This is a genomic window from Stenotrophomonas sp. AS012628, assembly GCF_010608305.1.
GTDB lineage: Bacteria > Pseudomonadota > Gammaproteobacteria > Xanthomonadales > Xanthomonadaceae > Stenotrophomonas > Stenotrophomonas geniculata.
In genome coordinates, this window is sequence record NZ_VMBJ01000009.1 from 41,527 (window position 1) to 57,028 (window position 15,502).

11 protein-coding genes and 1 tRNA gene are annotated in these 15,502 nt (G+C 65.2%); 10 read left to right on the top strand and 2 right to left on the bottom strand.

All coding sequences use genetic code 11. The features are described 5' to 3' along the window. The first annotated feature begins 208 nt into the window (after positions 1-208). The 4 genes from G5A07_RS06445 (at position 209) to G5A07_RS06460 (ending at position 4,618) form a co-directional block, all read left to right on the top strand. A complete protein-coding gene (locus tag G5A07_RS06445) occupies positions 209-3,079 on the top strand; it encodes an autotransporter outer membrane beta-barrel domain-containing protein (protein ID WP_191863047.1) in 2,871 nt (956 codons plus the stop codon). Positions 3,080-3,176: 97 nt separating this feature from the next. Then, the gene (locus G5A07_RS06450) at positions 3,177-4,181 is read left to right on the top strand and encodes a 2-hydroxyacid dehydrogenase (RefSeq protein WP_191863048.1); all 1,005 of its coding nucleotides are present in this window, start codon (positions 3,177-3,179) and stop codon (positions 4,179-4,181) included. 12 nt (positions 4,182-4,193) lie between these two features. Next, complete coding sequence (locus tag G5A07_RS06455; protein ID WP_149866597.1) at positions 4,194-4,394, top strand: hypothetical protein; 201 nt, start codon at positions 4,194-4,196, stop codon at positions 4,392-4,394. A gap of 148 nt (positions 4,395-4,542) precedes the next feature. Continuing rightward, a tRNA-Thr gene (locus tag G5A07_RS06460) sits at positions 4,543-4,618 on the top strand. 57 nt (positions 4,619-4,675) lie between these two features. On the opposite strand, the gene G5A07_RS06465 is transcribed toward G5A07_RS06460, so the two are convergent. Then, positions 4,676-5,311 carry a GyrI-like domain-containing protein gene (locus G5A07_RS06465; RefSeq protein ID WP_010483289.1) on the bottom strand — a complete coding sequence of 212 codons (636 nt, stop codon included), beginning with the start codon at positions 5,309-5,311 and terminating at the stop codon, positions 4,676-4,678. Between the two features lie 351 nt (positions 5,312-5,662). Here G5A07_RS06465 and cyoA point away from each other — a divergent pair, with 351 nt between their 5' ends. Genes cyoA through cyoD form a run of 4 tightly spaced genes read left to right on the top strand, consistent with a single transcriptional unit; the run spans position 5,663 to position 9,679 of the window. After that, positions 5,663-6,703 carry a ubiquinol oxidase subunit II gene (gene cyoA, locus G5A07_RS06470; protein ID WP_010483288.1) on the top strand — a complete coding sequence of 347 codons (1,041 nt, stop codon included), beginning with the start codon at positions 5,663-5,665 and terminating at the stop codon, positions 6,701-6,703. Between the two features lie 2 nt (positions 6,704-6,705). After that, entirely contained in the window at positions 6,706-8,703 is a 1,998-nt protein-coding gene (cyoB, locus tag G5A07_RS06475; RefSeq protein ID WP_005408582.1) for a cytochrome o ubiquinol oxidase subunit I, read from the top strand. Continuing rightward, positions 8,700-9,338: a cytochrome o ubiquinol oxidase subunit III gene (cyoC, locus tag G5A07_RS06480; protein ID WP_005408583.1), complete on the top strand. Its 639-nt coding sequence runs from the start codon at positions 8,700-8,702 to the stop codon at positions 9,336-9,338. Before cyoB ends, cyoC begins: the two co-directional genes overlap by 4 nt. After that, positions 9,338-9,679: a cytochrome o ubiquinol oxidase subunit IV gene (gene cyoD / locus G5A07_RS06485; protein WP_005408584.1), complete on the top strand. Its 342-nt coding sequence runs from the start codon at positions 9,338-9,340 to the stop codon at positions 9,677-9,679. Before cyoC ends, cyoD begins: the two co-directional genes overlap by 1 nt. Positions 9,680-9,817: 138 nt before the next feature. Here the strand turns inward: cyoD and G5A07_RS06490 are convergent, their stop codons facing one another. Further along, on the bottom strand, positions 9,818-11,875 hold the full coding sequence (locus G5A07_RS06490; protein WP_099560448.1) for a bifunctional diguanylate cyclase/phosphodiesterase: 2,058 nt from the start codon (positions 11,873-11,875) through the stop codon (positions 9,818-9,820). Between the two features lie 149 nt (positions 11,876-12,024). Here G5A07_RS06490 and radA point away from each other — a divergent pair, with 149 nt between their 5' ends. Further along, positions 12,025-13,401: a DNA repair protein RadA gene (radA, locus tag G5A07_RS06495; RefSeq protein WP_049482731.1), complete on the top strand. Its 1,377-nt coding sequence runs from the start codon at positions 12,025-12,027 to the stop codon at positions 13,399-13,401. Positions 13,402-13,640: 239 nt separating this feature from the next. Beyond that, the gene (locus G5A07_RS06500; RefSeq protein ID WP_049411354.1) at positions 13,641-15,497 is read left to right on the top strand and encodes an ATP-binding protein; all 1,857 of its coding nucleotides are present in this window, start codon (positions 13,641-13,643) and stop codon (positions 15,495-15,497) included. The last annotated feature ends 5 nt before the right edge of the window (positions 15,498-15,502 follow it).

Here is a 15,502-nt window from a genome sequence, read left to right on the forward strand (position 1 = left end):
GGAGACGGGGTGGACAGGGCTGGCCTCGACTGTCGGTGGCGAATGCGTCATCGAGTTTTACGCGACGATGACCGGATGGGGAAGAGTGTGCATCGATCGGATTCTCATTGTGAATGTATTCATTTTTCACGATCCGTTCCACTGGGGGAGATCACCCCACTGCGGCGTTGATCGTTCTACCCGCGTGTTGCGGGTGGAGAGAGAACACATGAAGTATTCGAAGTTGAGCCTGGCCCTGGCCGGGCTGATGGGCGTTGCCGCCATATCCGTGGTGGATGACGTCATGGCAATGAATTATCACGTGCAGGGCGATCGCATCTTCCTGAGTGGCGATGTGACCTACGCCGACGTGGTGTCCCTGCCGGCACTGCTGGCCAAGGCGCAGGCCGAAGGCCGGCCGGTCCGTGAGGTGGTGCTGCGCACGTCCAATGGTGGTGCGTTGATCGCCGGCGAGTGGCTGCAGGGCATCATCCGCACCTCCGGACTGAACACCATCGTGTCCGGCAATTGCATCTCGTCCTGCTCGATCATGCAGTCCGGTGGCGTCGAACGCTATCTGGCCGGCGATCTGCCGCTCATCGACTCGGTGCAGATCCACGCGGCCAGCAGCGGCGGCAAGGTGATCTACACGCCGTCGCCGCGCATGACCCAGATCTATACCGGCAACTACGGTGGTGGCATGGATGCCGGGCTGCTGCACAAGGCCATGTACGAAGTGGTGAAGCCGAATGGCCTGCTGGTGTTCCGCGATCCGGCACGCAGCACCGGTTCCTCGGTCACTTTCGACCCCGATGGCAGTGGCAGCAAGCTGGAGTCGTTCCCCGGCCAGGATATCTACAGCAACAGGATCATCACCGCGAGCGGGTACCGCGATCCGGGCGACACCTTGAATGTCACCGCCAACGTGACCGGCGACATCAACCCCGGCTACCTGCGTACCGGACGCCAGTTGCAGGCGTTCGTCGATGATGATTTCGCGCGCTGGAATACCGACTGGCGATCCACCTACATCAATCTCGCGCAGAGCATCTACAACGCATCCAGCAAGGGTCCGCAGGGCATCGGTGCGCTGTCGGTGCAGGGTTACCTCAGTGACCCGGACATCCAGGACCTGTTGCTGTCCAAGCTGCGGCTGGCTGATCTGGATGTCTCCACGCTGGACAACGCCATGGGCGTGATCCGGGTGACCAACGGCGCCACCTGGCGCACGTCCGCGACGACGGGTGCGGATTTCATGCTGGTCGACAATGGCACCATCGCGCTGGAAGGCGGTGCCCTGCGCGCATCGGAAGTGCGCGTGCTCGGCGCAGGCATGCTGGTCGGCCATGGCGACGTGGCGGGTACTGCGATGGACCGCGCTGCATTGCTGGACGGCACCGGCCCGTCGTACCGCGAAGACGGTTTCAACCGCCTGCGCGTGTTCGGCACGCTGATGCCGCGCGGTGGCGACCTGGTCACCCATGGCTACGTCAACATCATGCCGGGCGGCAAGGTGCTGTTCGACGTTACAGAGAATGGCGGCACCGCTGCAGGCCGCCTGCGCGTGGGTACCTTCTTCGATGACGAGCAGACCGAGGGGGCACTGGTGATCTCCAAGGGGGCCTTCCTCGAACTGAACGTGGCGCAGGGCTACTACGGCCAGGATTTCCGTCGTGATCTGGTTGAGGGCCCGATCTACCAGGGCGGCTTCGAAGAGGCCGTGCGCCTGGGTGACACCGGTTATAGTGCCAGCATCAGCGGTGATGTGTTCCGTCCCCGCCACAATTCGCTGTTGAGCTTCAACGTGAAGCAGACGGCCGATGGCCTGTGGCTGACCGCCAACCCCGGCTTTGACCAGCTGGGCCTGTTCGCCAACGGTACGTCCGGCGACGGCCTGGGCCGTGCGCTGGCGACTGCTTCCGATCGCCAGGACAAGGGACTGAGATCGCTGCTGGGCGCACTGCAGTTCGCCGACCGCGATGTGATCGCACAACAGGCCGGTGCCCTGCGCGGTGATGCGCACGCCAGCCTGCGCCTGGCCGACACCGCGCTGGTGGGCAGCATCGGCAACGTCGTGCAGCAGCACCAGTCGGCCATGCGCAGCGGCGGCGATGCCGATGGCCTGGCCTCGCAGGTGGCGCAGTCGGTCTCCTCCCAGCCGGGCATGCGCCATGGCAGCCTGTTCAACCAGCTGGCGATGCACCTGGTCGAGCCGGCGCCGGGCAGCGTTGCGGGTAGCGGTGATGCCGGACGCAGCCATGGCATCTGGGCACGTGGTTTCGCCAGCCATGGCCGCATCGATGCCGACGGTGGCGTGGCCGGCCTGAGCCACACCATTGGTGGCATCGTGATCGGTGCAGACACCCGCGTGGCCGATGACCGCGTGACCCTGGGTGTCAGCGTGGCGGCGGCGGACATGTCGACCAAGGCCAGCGATGGCTCTGGTTTCACCGGAGATGTGCGCGCGCTGGACGTGGGCGGCTACCTCGATGCGACGTACGCGCGCGGCTATCTGTCGGCAGCGGTGCGCTACACCGATCTGCGGCATGACACTCGTCGCAGCATCGGTGGTATCGATGGCCTGCAGCAGCCGCTGCGCGCCAAGTACAGCAACGATGCGATCTCCGCGCGTGTTGAACATGCGTTCTCGTTCACCACCGGCAAGGGCCTGGTGATCCAGCCGTTGCTGCCGGTGGTGGACTACGCGCGTACTTCGGCCACCCGCTTCAACGAAGGGCAGGGCGCTGGTGCGCTGGTTGGCCGCAGTGGCAGCCTGGAGAGCATCCGCGTGGGTGCGGGCCTGCAGCTGTTCAAGACCTTTGAGGGCAACAACGGTGAGCGCATCACGCCGCGCGCCCGGGTGGTCTGGCAGAAGGAGCTGGGCGATTCGCAGGCCCGCTACAGCACCGGCTTCGCCGCGGCACCGGATCTGGTGTTCGGCGCCAGCAGCCAGGCGGTGGGCGAGCAGGTGCTGGCCTGGAACGTCGGCGTGACCAGTCGCGCCAGCGAGCGCCTGTCGATCATGGCCGACTACGTGGGTGAGCGCCGCGACGGGCAGATCCAGAACGGCGTGATGCTGGGCCTGGGCTACCGGTTCTAAATGGCACCCGGCACCGGCGATGACGGCATCGCCGGTGCCATCCCAACGCGGGCGCTGCTGCGGTATGGTCGGTATGGCATTCCACCCAGGCCCATCCATGCAGATCGCCGTCTTCAGTGCCCGTCCCTACGACCGCCGCTTCCTTGATGAGGCGAACCAGCGCGATGCGTCTGAGGACGGCTTTGCGTTCGTGTACTTCGATGTGGCGCTGGACGTGCATACGGCGGCGCTGGCGCAGGATTGCGCAGCCGTATGCGTGTTCGTCAACGACCGCCTGGATGCGCCGGTACTGCATGCCCTGCATGCGATGGGGGTGCGGGCCGTGCTGCTGCGCTGCGCAGGTTTCAACAACGTGGATCTGGCGGTTGCGGAAGCGCTGGATCTGTTCGTCGCACGCGTACCAGCCTATTCGCCTGAAGCCGTGGCCGAGCATGCGCTGGCGCTGGTGATGACCCTCAACCGGCAGACCCATCGCGCCTACAACCGGGTGCGCGAAGGCAACTTCATGCTCGATGGCCTGCTCGGGCGCACCCTGCATGGCCGCACCGTGGGCATCGTCGGTACCGGCAAGATCGGCCTGGCCACTGCGCGCGTCTTCAAGGGCATGGGCTGCATCGTGCTGGGACACGACCCGTATCCGTCGTCTGCGTTCGGCGGAATCGGCGATAGGGTCGGGCTGGATGAACTGCTGGCACGCGCCGACATCGTGTCGCTGCATTGCCCGCTGACGCCTGAGACCCACCACCTGATCAATGATGCGTCGCTGGCGCGGATGAAGCCGGGCGCGATGCTGGTCAACACCTCGCGCGGCGGGTTGGTGGATACCCATGCAGTGATCCGCGCGCTGAAGGCGCGCCGGCTGGGTCATCTGGCCATCGACGTGTACGAGCAGGAAAGCGCGCTGTTCTTCCAGGACCTGTCCGGCGAGATCATCGACGACGAGGCCTTCCAGCGCCTGATGACCTTCCCCAATGTGCTGGTGACCGGCCACCAGGGCTTCTTCACCGTGGAGGCGCTGCAGGAGATCTCGGCGATCACGCTGGGGAACCTGCAGGATTTCGCGGCCGGGCGGGTGTGCGCCAATTTGGTGGGGACTGGCTGAGCCGGCGACATCGTGACTGCGACGCCTGTTCTGTCGCGCACCACATCTCCGGATCCACACCAACGCGAAGTGCAGCCGGAGGTGGCGCTGGGTGCGCTGGTGCTGGTGGCGGACGGCGATGCCGGCTTCAATGATGGCTTCAACGGCGTCCGGAACGAATGCGATGTCGTCGAGCGGTCGTGCTGTGACGCAACGCGACAGGTTGGGATGTGATGCGTACCATCAAGGCGGCCAAGGGGGGCGCCGACGATTCCTGTACCTATGAGTAAAACGACGTTCCGAGCCACCATGAAGTGGGTCAACCTCGCGGCGGCGGCTTCAATTGACCTGCTGACCGGCACCCTCTAGAATTGCCTGCTAAGCCGGAATAGCTCAGTTGGTAGAGCGGCGCATTCGTAATGCGTAGGTCGCAGGTTCGACTCCTGTTTCCGGCACCAGTTGCATGAAAAGCCCCGGCCTTGGCCGGGGCTTTTTGTTTGGGCGGATGTGGGAAATCATGGGCGCGAACCCCTATCAGGTTCAAGCGCCCGCACCGGCTGCCGCAGCACGGTCTTCAACCGCGCAGCGTCGGTCCTGCGCGGGTCGCCCAGGTAGATCTCGTGATGGGGGCCGGCGAAGGTGTAGCCCAGCGAAGGCATCAGTTCGTCGTGCAGATGGGCCAGGGCCGGACCCTCGTCATCGTAGGCGCCTACATGCAGGGTCTGCAGGCAGATGCCCTCCTCAATCACCTGATGGCGAAGACTGGCCGGTGCGTCGCCCAGTTTTTTCGCCGCCTTGGCGATGGCAGCCTCCAGCTGCTCTGGACGGATCCCGTCCGGCGTACGGATCATCACCGTCCACCTCCACTCATCCTTGCGGCGTTCCACAAAGCTCGACGGATCCTCTGCGGTCCAAAGCGCTTCCAGCGGTGGCACCACGTAGTCCCGGCCCTTGGCCTTCAGCGCGAACTTCAGTGCATAGCTGACCGAGTAGAGCCACTGCACCGCCTGCACATACGCGGGGGCGGTATTCGGATCCCCGTGGCCGTCGACCATCAGGTAGGGCAGGGGCGGTACGTCCACCGTCACGAACCGGCCCACCGGGGGCTGGTACAGCGCGCGATCGCGCTTCTTGAAGTCGATCTTGTCCATGGGCTTCCTCCAGCGCCGAGCATCCCATGCCGGGCACCCGTCAGCACGCCTGAACAGGTTCAGATGACTTTGCCGAACGAGGGCGGACCGCCGGCCAGCACCCGATGCTAGGATGCCGCCCTCGGGTGTTCTGCCCGCCGCGCCCGTGCGGTGCGACAACGTGTCGCAGCCAGAAACGGGCCTTTCCTGCGCTCGATTATTGTCAATGCCTTTCTTAAATGGTGGGTGACGGCCTAAAATTGAAAGGCTGACTCGACCCCACCTCCCTGCCTGTCTTCCGGACCGGTGGGACCGGCTTTGGCCGGAACAGGCAGGACGGGGAACGGCATTCCCTCGCAATTGGATCGACCGATGATTCCGTTGAAAACCCTTGGGCGCTGGTTGCGCCCGGGCCTGCTGCTGTCGTTGCTGGTGATGCTCACCGGCTGCGATGCCGTGGCCATCCTCAGTCCGAAGGGCCAGATCGGCCAGGATGAGAAGACCCTGCTGATCACGGCCACCGTGCTCATGCTGCTGGTCGTCATCCCGGTCATCATCATGACCCTGACCTTCGCGTGGAAGTATCGCGCCTCCAACACCAAGGCCCGTTACGAGCCGAAGTGGTCCCACTCGACGGCGATCGAGGTGGTGGTGTGGTCCATTCCCTGCATGATCGTGCTGGTGCTGGCGGTCCTGACCTGGCGTTCGTCGCACGCACTGGACCCGTACAAGCCGCTGGATTCGGACGTCAAGCCGGTCACCATCGAGGCGATCTCGCTGGACTGGAAGTGGCTGTTCATCTATCCGGAAGAGAAGGTGGCGGTCGTCAACGAAATCAAGTTCCCGGTCAACACGCCGCTGAACTTCAAGATCACGTCCGATTCGGTGATGAATGCCTTCTTCATCCCGCACCTGGGCAGCATGATCTACTCGATGGCTGCGATGGAGACCAAGCTCCATCTGATCGCCAACGAGACCGGTGAATTCCCGGGCATGTCCTCGCACTACAGCGGCGCGGGCTTCGCCAAGATGCACTTCACCGCCTACTCGGTCACCGATGCCGAATACCGCCAGTGGCTGGACCAGGTCCGTGCCGGCGAGCAGACCCTGGACAAGACCTCGTTCAAGGCGCTGGGTGAAGCACGCAACGCCGAGTGGTACCCGGTCACCTACTTCGGCAAGACCGAAGAAGGCCTGTTCGACTGGGTCATCGCCAAGCACATGGGCGACAACAAGCACTACGGCATGAAGCACTCGCACGCTGGTGCCGCCGCTGCCGATGCCGCCAGCCATGAAGCGCACGAGGGCCACGCCCCCAGTGACGCACATGATTCCAAGGAATCGGGTGAAAACCTGGATGCCAACGAACACGAACACGCGGGCCATGCCGGCCACGCGGGTTCGGGAGAATGAACATGTTGGGAAAACTCTCTCTTGAGTCGATCCCCCACGATCCAATCGTGCTGACCACCCTGGTCGGCGCGGTGCTGGGTGGCCTGGGCGTCATGGCCCTGATCACCAAGTTCAAGCTGTGGGGCTATCTGTGGAAGGAGTGGTTCACCTCGGTGGATCACAAGAAGATCGGCGTGATGTACCTCATCGTCGCCTTCGTCATGCTGCTGCGTGGCTTCTCCGACGCCATCATGATGCGTACCCAGCAGGCGCTCGCCGTCGGCGGGTCCGAGGGTTACCTGCCGCCGCACCACTACGACCAGATCTTCACCGCCCACGGCGTGATCATGATCTTCTTCGTGGCGATGCCGCTGATCACCGGCCTGATGAACCTGGCCGTGCCGCTGCAGATCGGTGCGCGCGACGTCGCGTTCCCGTTCGTCAACTCGCTCAGCTTCTGGCTGTTCGTGTCGGGCGCTGTGCTGATCATGCTGTCGCTGTGGATCGGTGAGTTCGCTGCCACCGGCTGGCTGGCGTTCCCGCCGTTGTCGGGCATCGAATACAGTCCAAGCGTCGGCATGGACTACTACATCTGGGGTCTACAGGTCGCAGGCCTGGGTACCACGCTGAGCGGTATCAACTTCTTCATCACCATCCTGAAGATGCGTACCCCCAGCATGAAGCTGATGCAGATGCCGGTGTTCACCTGGACCGCCCTGGTGACCAACGTGCTGATCGTGGCTGCCTTCCCGGTGCTGACCATCACCCTGGTGCTGCTGACCCTGGACCGCTACCTGGGTACGCACTTCTTCACCAATGATGGTGGCGGCAACGCCATGCTGTACATCAACCTGATCTGGATCTGGGGTCACCCGGAGGTGTACATCCTGGTCCTGCCGGCGTTCGGTGTGTTCTCCGAAGTCATCGCGACCTTCTCGCGCAAGGCGCTGTTCGGCTACAAGGGCATGGTCTACGCCACCGCCTGCATCGGCGTGCTGTCGTTCATCGTGTGGCTGCACCACTTCTTCACCATGGGCTCGGGTGCCAACGTCAATGCCTTCTTCGGCATCACGACGATGATCATTTCGATCCCGACCGGCGTGAAGATCTTCAACTGGCTGTTCACCATGTTCCGCGGCCGCGTGCACTTCACCACCCCGGTGCTGTGGACCATCGGCTTCATGGTCACCTTCGTCATCGGCGGCATGACCGGCGTGATGCTGGCGATCCCGGCCATCGACTTCGTGCTGCACAACAGCCTGTTCCTGATTGCCCACTTCCACAACGTCATCATCGGCGGCGTGGTGTTCGGCATGTTCGCCGGCATCACCTACTGGTGGCCGAAGATGTTCGGCTTCCGCCTGAACGAGTTCTGGGGCAAGTGCGCGTTCTGGTGCTGGTTCATCGGCTTCTACGTGACCTTCATGCCGATGTACGTGCTGGGCTTCATGGGCATGACCCGTCGCCTGCAGAGCACGGTCAACCCGGCCTACGAGCCGCTGCTGCTGATCGCCGCCGCAGGTGCCTTCATCGTTGGCGCCGGCATCCTGTGCCAGATCATCCAGGTGGCCGTGTCGATCCGCGACCGCAAGAAGACCGTCGACCTGACCGGCGACCCGTGGGATGCCCGTACGCTGGAGTGGGAAACCTCTTCGCCGCCGGCCTTCTACAACTTCGGCACGCTGCCGGAAGTCACCGAGCTGGACGATTTCTGGGAGCGCAAGCAGCGTGGTGAAGCCTGGCCGAAGCCGGCCAAGTACACCGACATCCACATGCCGCGCAACACCGGCACGGGCGTTGTCATCGGTGCCTTCAGCCTGGTGTTCGGCTTCGCGATGATCTGGCACATCTGGTGGCTGGCCATCGTCGGCTTCGTCGGCATGATCGCCACGTTCATCTACCGCACCTTCGACCAGGACGTGGACTACTGGGTCCCGGCCGCCGAGGTGGAACGCATCGAGAACGAACACCGCAAGCACCTGGAAGCCCAGGGCCTGGTGAAGTCGGAGCTGAAGGCATGAGCACCAATACCTCGACCCTGAGCCACGGGCACGCCGCGCACGCGGCGGCCCATGGCCATGACGACCACGAGCACCACGACACCGGCGGCAATACCGTCTTCGGTTTCTGGGTGTACCTGATGAGCGACTGCCTCATCTTCGCCTCGCTGTTCGCCACCTACGTGGTGCTGGCGGGCGGCACCGATGGTGGCCCCACCGCGAAGGACCTGTTCGAACTGCCGTTCGTTGCATGGGAAACCGCGCTGCTGCTGACCTCGTCGCTGACCTTTGGCCTGGGCATGATCGCCATGCACCGCAAGCAGATGGGCCAGATGTACCTGTGGCTGGGCATCACCTGGCTGCTGGGCTTCGGCTTCATGTGCATGGAAGTGTGGGAGTTCCAGCACCTGATCCACCAGGGCTACGGTCCGGACCGCAGTGCCTTCCTGTCGGCGTTCTTTGCCCTGGTCGGTACCCACGGCCTGCACGTCAGCGCCGGCCTGCTGTGGCTGCTGGTGATGTTCGTGCAGCTGAAGAAGTACGGCCTGACCCCGACCAACAAGACCCGCATGGCGTGCCTGAGCCTGTTCTGGCACTTCCTGGACCTGATCTGGATCGGCGTGTTCTCCGTCGTCTACCTCAATGGAGCCCTGTAATGGCACATGACAACCATGCACACGACCACGGCACCGGCGGCGAAAGCCATGGCACCGTGAAGTCGTACCTGATCGGCTTCGTGCTGGCGGTGGTGCTGACCGTCATCCCGTTCTGGATGGTGATGTCGGGTGATTTCTCGCGCACCGTCAACGGTGTGGTGATCGCGATCACCGCGGTGCTGCAGATGCTGGTCCACCTGGTGTTCTTCCTGCACCTGGACCGCTCTTCGGAAAGCCGCTGGAACGTCAACGCTGCGGCCTTCACCGTGGTGGTGATCGGCATCATCGTGGTCGGCACCCTGTGGGTCATGCACAACATGAACGTGCACATGATGCACTGACGTCCTCGCGACGTTGCCACGCAGAAAGGCCGCCCTCGGGCGGCCTTTCTGTTTGCCGTGGGAGGGGCGGCGAGGAACATCCACGCACGGCGTGGATCTCCTGATGAGGTGGGTGCGGAGCTTGCTCCGCACATCGGCTCAGCCCACCCGGCGCAGAAATTCCTCGGCGTCCATCGGTCGGCCCAGGTGGTAGCCCTGCAACTGGTCGCAGCCCAGTTCGCTCAGGTACTCGCGCTGCGCCTGCGTCTCCACGCCTTCGGCCACCACCTGCAGCTGCAGGGTGCGTCCCAGCGCGATGATCGACGAGACGATGGCGGCGTCCTCTTCATTGCATTCCAGGTCATGCACGAACGCGCGGTCGATCTTCAGTTCGGTGGCCGGCATGCGTTTCAGGTACAGCAGGCTGGAATAGCCCGTGCCGAAGTCGTCGATGGCAATGTGCACGCCCATCGCGGTCAGGTCGTTGAGGATCGCCAGGCTGGCGTCGACGTCCTTCATCGCCGTGGTCTCGGTGATCTCCAGGGTCAGCCGCGCCGGCTCGATGCGGTGCCGTTCGAGCACCTCGCGCACGCTGTCCAGAAGGGCCGGGGAGGAGAACTGCAAGGGCGACAGGTTCACTGCCATCGACCATTCGGCATGTCCGGCATCGTGCCACGCACGCAACTGCGCACAGGCGCGGTCCAGCACCCAGTCGCCGATCGGCAGGATCAGGCCGCTGCGCTCGGCGATGGGAATGAACACGTCCGGCGCCAGCAGGCCCAGCTCCGGATGCTGCCAGCGCAGCAGCGCCTCGGCGCCGGTGGCTGGCGCGCCCGCGGCCGGGAACTTGGGCTGGTAATGCAGGATCAGTTCATTGCGCATCACGGCCTTGCGCAGGTCCTGCAGCAGGCGCAGCTGACGGTTGGCGCTGAGCTGCATCGATGGGGTGAAGAACGTATAGCCGTTCCGCCCGGTTTCCTTGGTGTGGTACATCGCAGCGTCGGCGTGTGCCATCAGCTCGCGCTCATTGCCGGCATCATCCGGATACAGGGCGATGCCCAGGCTGGCGCTGACCTGCAGCTCGGCTGCATCCAACAGGAACGGTTCGCCAGCCGCCGCGATGATCCGCTCGGCCACCACCACCGCATCGTCGGGAATATCGATGGCCAGCACGATCACGAACTCGTCGCCGCCGAGGCGGGCGAAGGTGTCCTGCGGACGCAGCAGGCCGCCGATACGCTGCGCTACCGCCACCAGCAGGCGGTCGCCGAGCTGGTGCCCGTAGGCATCGTTGACCGCCTTGAAGCCGTCCAGGTCGCAGAACATCACCGCCACTGCATGGTTGCGGCGCCGCGCCTTCTCGATGGCCTGCTCGATGCGATCCTGCAGCAGCATGCGGTTGGGCAGCTGGGTCAACGGGTCGTGCAGGGCGGCCTGGATCAGCTTGTTGTTGGCATGCGCCAGCGAATCGGCCAGCAGACCGGTGCGCACGCGCATCTGCCGGTCGAACAGCGAGGCGACCAGGGCGATACCCAGCGTGGCCACGGTGGTGACGATCACCAGCACCGCCAGCCAGCGCGTGTCGATGCCACCGCTGCCGACCGCGCCGCAGATGCTGCCCTCCGGGAAGCGCGCCGCGGCCATGCCGGTGTAGTGCATGCCGACGATGGCCAGGCCCATCACCAGCGAGGCCAGTGCGCGCAGGCGCATGGTGTTGCGCTGCTCGGCACGCAGGCGGAATGCGATCCACAGCGCAGCACCGGCGGCGCCGATGGCCACCGCAATGGAGGCGGCGAACCAGCCCGGGTGATAGTCGATGCCCGGCTGCATGCGCATCGCGGCCATGCCGAGGTAGTGCATGGTGGCAATGCCCAGGCCCATCAGCACGGCGCCGGCCAGCAGCCGTCGCCAGGGCAGGCTGGGCCGCGACACCAGCCACAGCGCATAGGCAGAGGCGCCGATCGACACTGCCAGCGAGTAGAGGGTGATACCGAGGTCGTAGCCGACCGGGATCGGCAGGTCGAAGGCCAGCATGCCGATGAAATGCATCGACCAGATACCCAGGCCCATCGCCGCTGCACCGCCGGCCAGCCACCAGCGGGCCACGCGGCCCTCGGCCGTGGCCAGGCGGCCGGCCATGTCCAGCGCTGTGTACGAAGCAAGAATGGCCACCAGCAGGGAGATGGCGACCAGGCTCTGACTGTAACTGCCAGTCATGTTGAATCCAGAGGGGGAGGGAGGGGCGCCCGCAAGGCGCACGCCCGCGACCCCTATCGGCGCGGGTGGGCAGGACTTGAGCGGTCGCAGCACCTGCGACCCGGCTCGGCTATCCTGCCACGCCTGTTCCCGTTGCTGGAAATCATCCAATGGCAAAAGCCCGCATCGCCTACGTCTGCAATGAATGCGGCGCCGAATTCAGCAAGTGGCAGGGCCAGTGCACCGAGTGCAACGCCTGGAACTCGCTGTCGGAAATCGTGCTGGAGAGCGCGGCGGCGGCCAAGGCGCCAACGTCGCGCCGGGCCGGCTGGGCGGGCAAGATCGACCCGCCGAAGATCACCGCGCTGAAGGACGTGGAGCAGACCGAGCACCGCCGGGTCAGCACCGGCATCGGCGAGTTCGACCGCGTGCTCGGCGGCGGCCTGGTCGAGGGCGCGGTGGTGCTGGTCGGTGGCGACCCCGGCATCGGCAAGTCGACCCTGCTGCTGCAGGCGGTGGCGAAGATGGCGGCTGAATTGCCGGTGCTGTACGTCACCGGCGAAGAGTCGCTGGCGCAGGTGGCCGGCCGCGCGCACCGGCTGGAGCTGCCGCTGGATGGCGTCAATGCGCTGGCCGAGACCGGCGTCGAGTCGATCCTGCAGCATGCCTCCAGGGCCGGACCGCGGCTGATCGTGGCCGATTCCGTGCAGACCCTGTGGACCGAGAGCCTGACCGCCGCGCCGGGTTCGGTCAGCCAGGTGCGCGAGAGCGCCGCGCGACTGGTGCGCTTTGCCAAGGAGACCGGCACCGCCGTGTTCCTGGTCGGTCACGTGACCAAGGAGGGCGGCATCGCCGGCCCGCGCGTGCTCGAACACATGGTCGATGCGGTGCTGTATTTCGAAGGCGAGAGCGGCAGCCGCTTCCGCCTGCTGCGCGCCTTCAAGAACCGCTTCGGTGCAGTCAACGAGCTGGGCGTGTTCGCGATGGGCGACAAGGGCCTGAAGGAGGTCTCCAACCCATCGGCGATCTTCCTGTCCGGTGGCAGCACCCATCAACCGGGCAGTTGCGTGATGGTCACCCGCGAGGGCACCCGGCCGCTGCTGGTGGAGGTGCAGGCGCTGGTTGATGCGTCGCCGCTGTCGAACCCGCGCCGTGTCGCGGTTGGCCTGGAGCAGAACCGGCTGGCCATGCTGCTGGCGGTGCTGCATCGCCACGGCGGTGTGCTGGTCGGCGATCAGGATGTGTTCGTCAATGTGGTCGGTGGCATTCGCGTGCAGGAGACCGCGGCCGACCTGCCGGTGCTGCTGGCGGTGCTGTCCTCGCTGCAGGATCGGCCGCTGGCGGAGAAGACCATTGCCTTCGGCGAAGTCGGTCTGTCCGGCGAGATCCGGCCGGTACCCAATGGCGAAGACCGCCTGCGTGAGGCGGCCACCCATGGCTTCAAGCGCGCCATCGTGCCCAAGGCCAATGCGCCGAAGGGCGGTTCGGTGAAAGGCATGGAAGTGATCGCGGTGGAGCGCCTGTCCGAGGCCATCGACGCGGCGTGATGCCAGCACTGTAGAGCCGAGCCCACGCCCGGCTGCTTTCTGTAGCGTCGAGCCATGGTCGACGGGTGGTCGAACAGCAGCCGAGCATGGCTCGACGCTACAAAGAGCGAACAGCAGCCGAGCATCGGCTCGGCTCTACACATGTCCAATGCAGCAACGGTCAGCTTCCCTGTGCTAGTTTTTCCCGCTCGACGAAGACGCCCTCTGGCGTCTTTCCGTGCCCAGGAGTAAACGATTACATGCAGGACACCGCGCTCACCGCCCCCAACGCCGAAATCCGTCGCGCCGGGGTCGATCTCAATGGACTGATGACGGTGCTGGGCAAGCACCTGTATTCCACCCCGGTGGTGGCGCTGCGTGAGCTGGTGCAGAACGCGCACGATTCGATCATCCGTCGCCGCATCGAACAGCCCGGCATCGAAGTGCCTTCGCGCATTTCGGTGCAGGTCGATGCCGCCGCTGGCGTACTGCGCATCACCGACACCGGTGCCGGCCTGACCCGTCAGGAAATCCACGATTACCTGGCCACCGTCGGCGTCGGCTACACCCGTGGCCTGCGCCAGGGCGGCGAGGACGATGAAGGCCTGATCGGCATGTTCGGCCTCGGTTTCCTGTCGGCCTTCGTGCTGGCGCGCCGGGTCAGCGTGCGTACCACCTCGTACCAGACGCCGGAACTGGGTCACCTGTACGTGTCCAGCAATGCCGAGCAGTACACCGTCAGTGAGGTGCCGGCACGTGCGATCGGTACCGAGGTGGAACTGGAGCTGCATCCGGATTTCCTGCCGCTGGCCAACGAAGCGCGCCTGCACGAGGTGCTGGGCCGTTACTGTGCGCTGCTGTCCGAGCCGATCTTCATCGGCGCTGCGGGCGAGGCGCTCAATCCCGAGCCGCCGCCGTGGCGTGGGCAGGGGGATGTTGCTCTGCATCCGGTGCAGGCGCGCCGCCAGGCGCTGCAGTTCGCAGCGCGCTTCGAGCATGATTTCGAGCCGATCGTCACCGTGCCGTTGCGTGCCGATGGCAACAGCGATGCCACCGGCCTGCTGTGGGTGCAGGACGGCGCTACCTACGGCACCAGCGACAACCGCAACCTGTCGGTGTTCGTGCGCGGCATGCTGTTGGATGACGATGCGCGCGACCTGCTGCCGCCCTGGGCTGGGTTCATTGGCGGGGTGATCGAATCCTCGCGGCTGACGCCTACCGCCAGCCGCGAAGATCTGCAGCGCGACGACCAGTACCGCGCCGTGCAGCATGCGCTGCTGGAAGCGCTGATTGATGGCCTGGCCGACGTCGCGCGGCAGCAGCCGGAGGCCTGGCGACGCGTTCTCACGCGCCACAATGAGGCCTTGCTGGGCGCAGCGCTGTGCGATGATCGCCTGTTCGACCTGTTGCTGGAGCACGTGCGCGTGCCGACCTCGCAGGGCGACCTGCCGGCCAGTGCGCTGCCCGCACGTGGCGCCGTGCACGTGATCCTCGACAACGGCGGCGGCTTCGAGGAAATGCTGTTCCGCGCGATGGGCGTGCCGGTCGCGCACGGCCATCGCTATGCGGTGGTGCCGTTCCTGCGCCGTTGGGCCCAGGCCAAGGGCCTGCGCTTGGTTGAATTGGGGACCGAACAGGGCAACCGTGCACTGTTCCGCAGCGATGACAGCCTCGACGAGGCGCAGCTGGCATGGCTGCGCGAGCAGCTCGGTGATGGCGAACAGCTGCTGCCGGCACGCTTCAGCCCCGAGTCGCTGCCGGTGGTGGTGGTGCCCGACCGCGAAGCCGAGCTGAAGCAGCGCCTGGAAGACGACGAGAACGACAAGCGCGTTTCGATGGCCGCGCTGCGCCTGGCCCGGCAGTTCACCGCGCGCATCGAATCGCGCGCACCGTCGCGGCTGTACCTCAACCTCGACAACCCGGCCGTTCAGGCGCTGTTGCGCGCCCAGCGCGAGGGGCATCCACAGGCCGAAGCCGCAGCCCGCCTGCTGCGCTCACTGAAGATCATCGTCGCCGCGCAGGGCCGCCCGCTGGCACGCGCGAACACTACGCCCGGCCCGGATCTCAACGGCGCCTTTACCGATATCGCCGGTGCCCTGCAGCAGATGCTGCGCTGAGCACC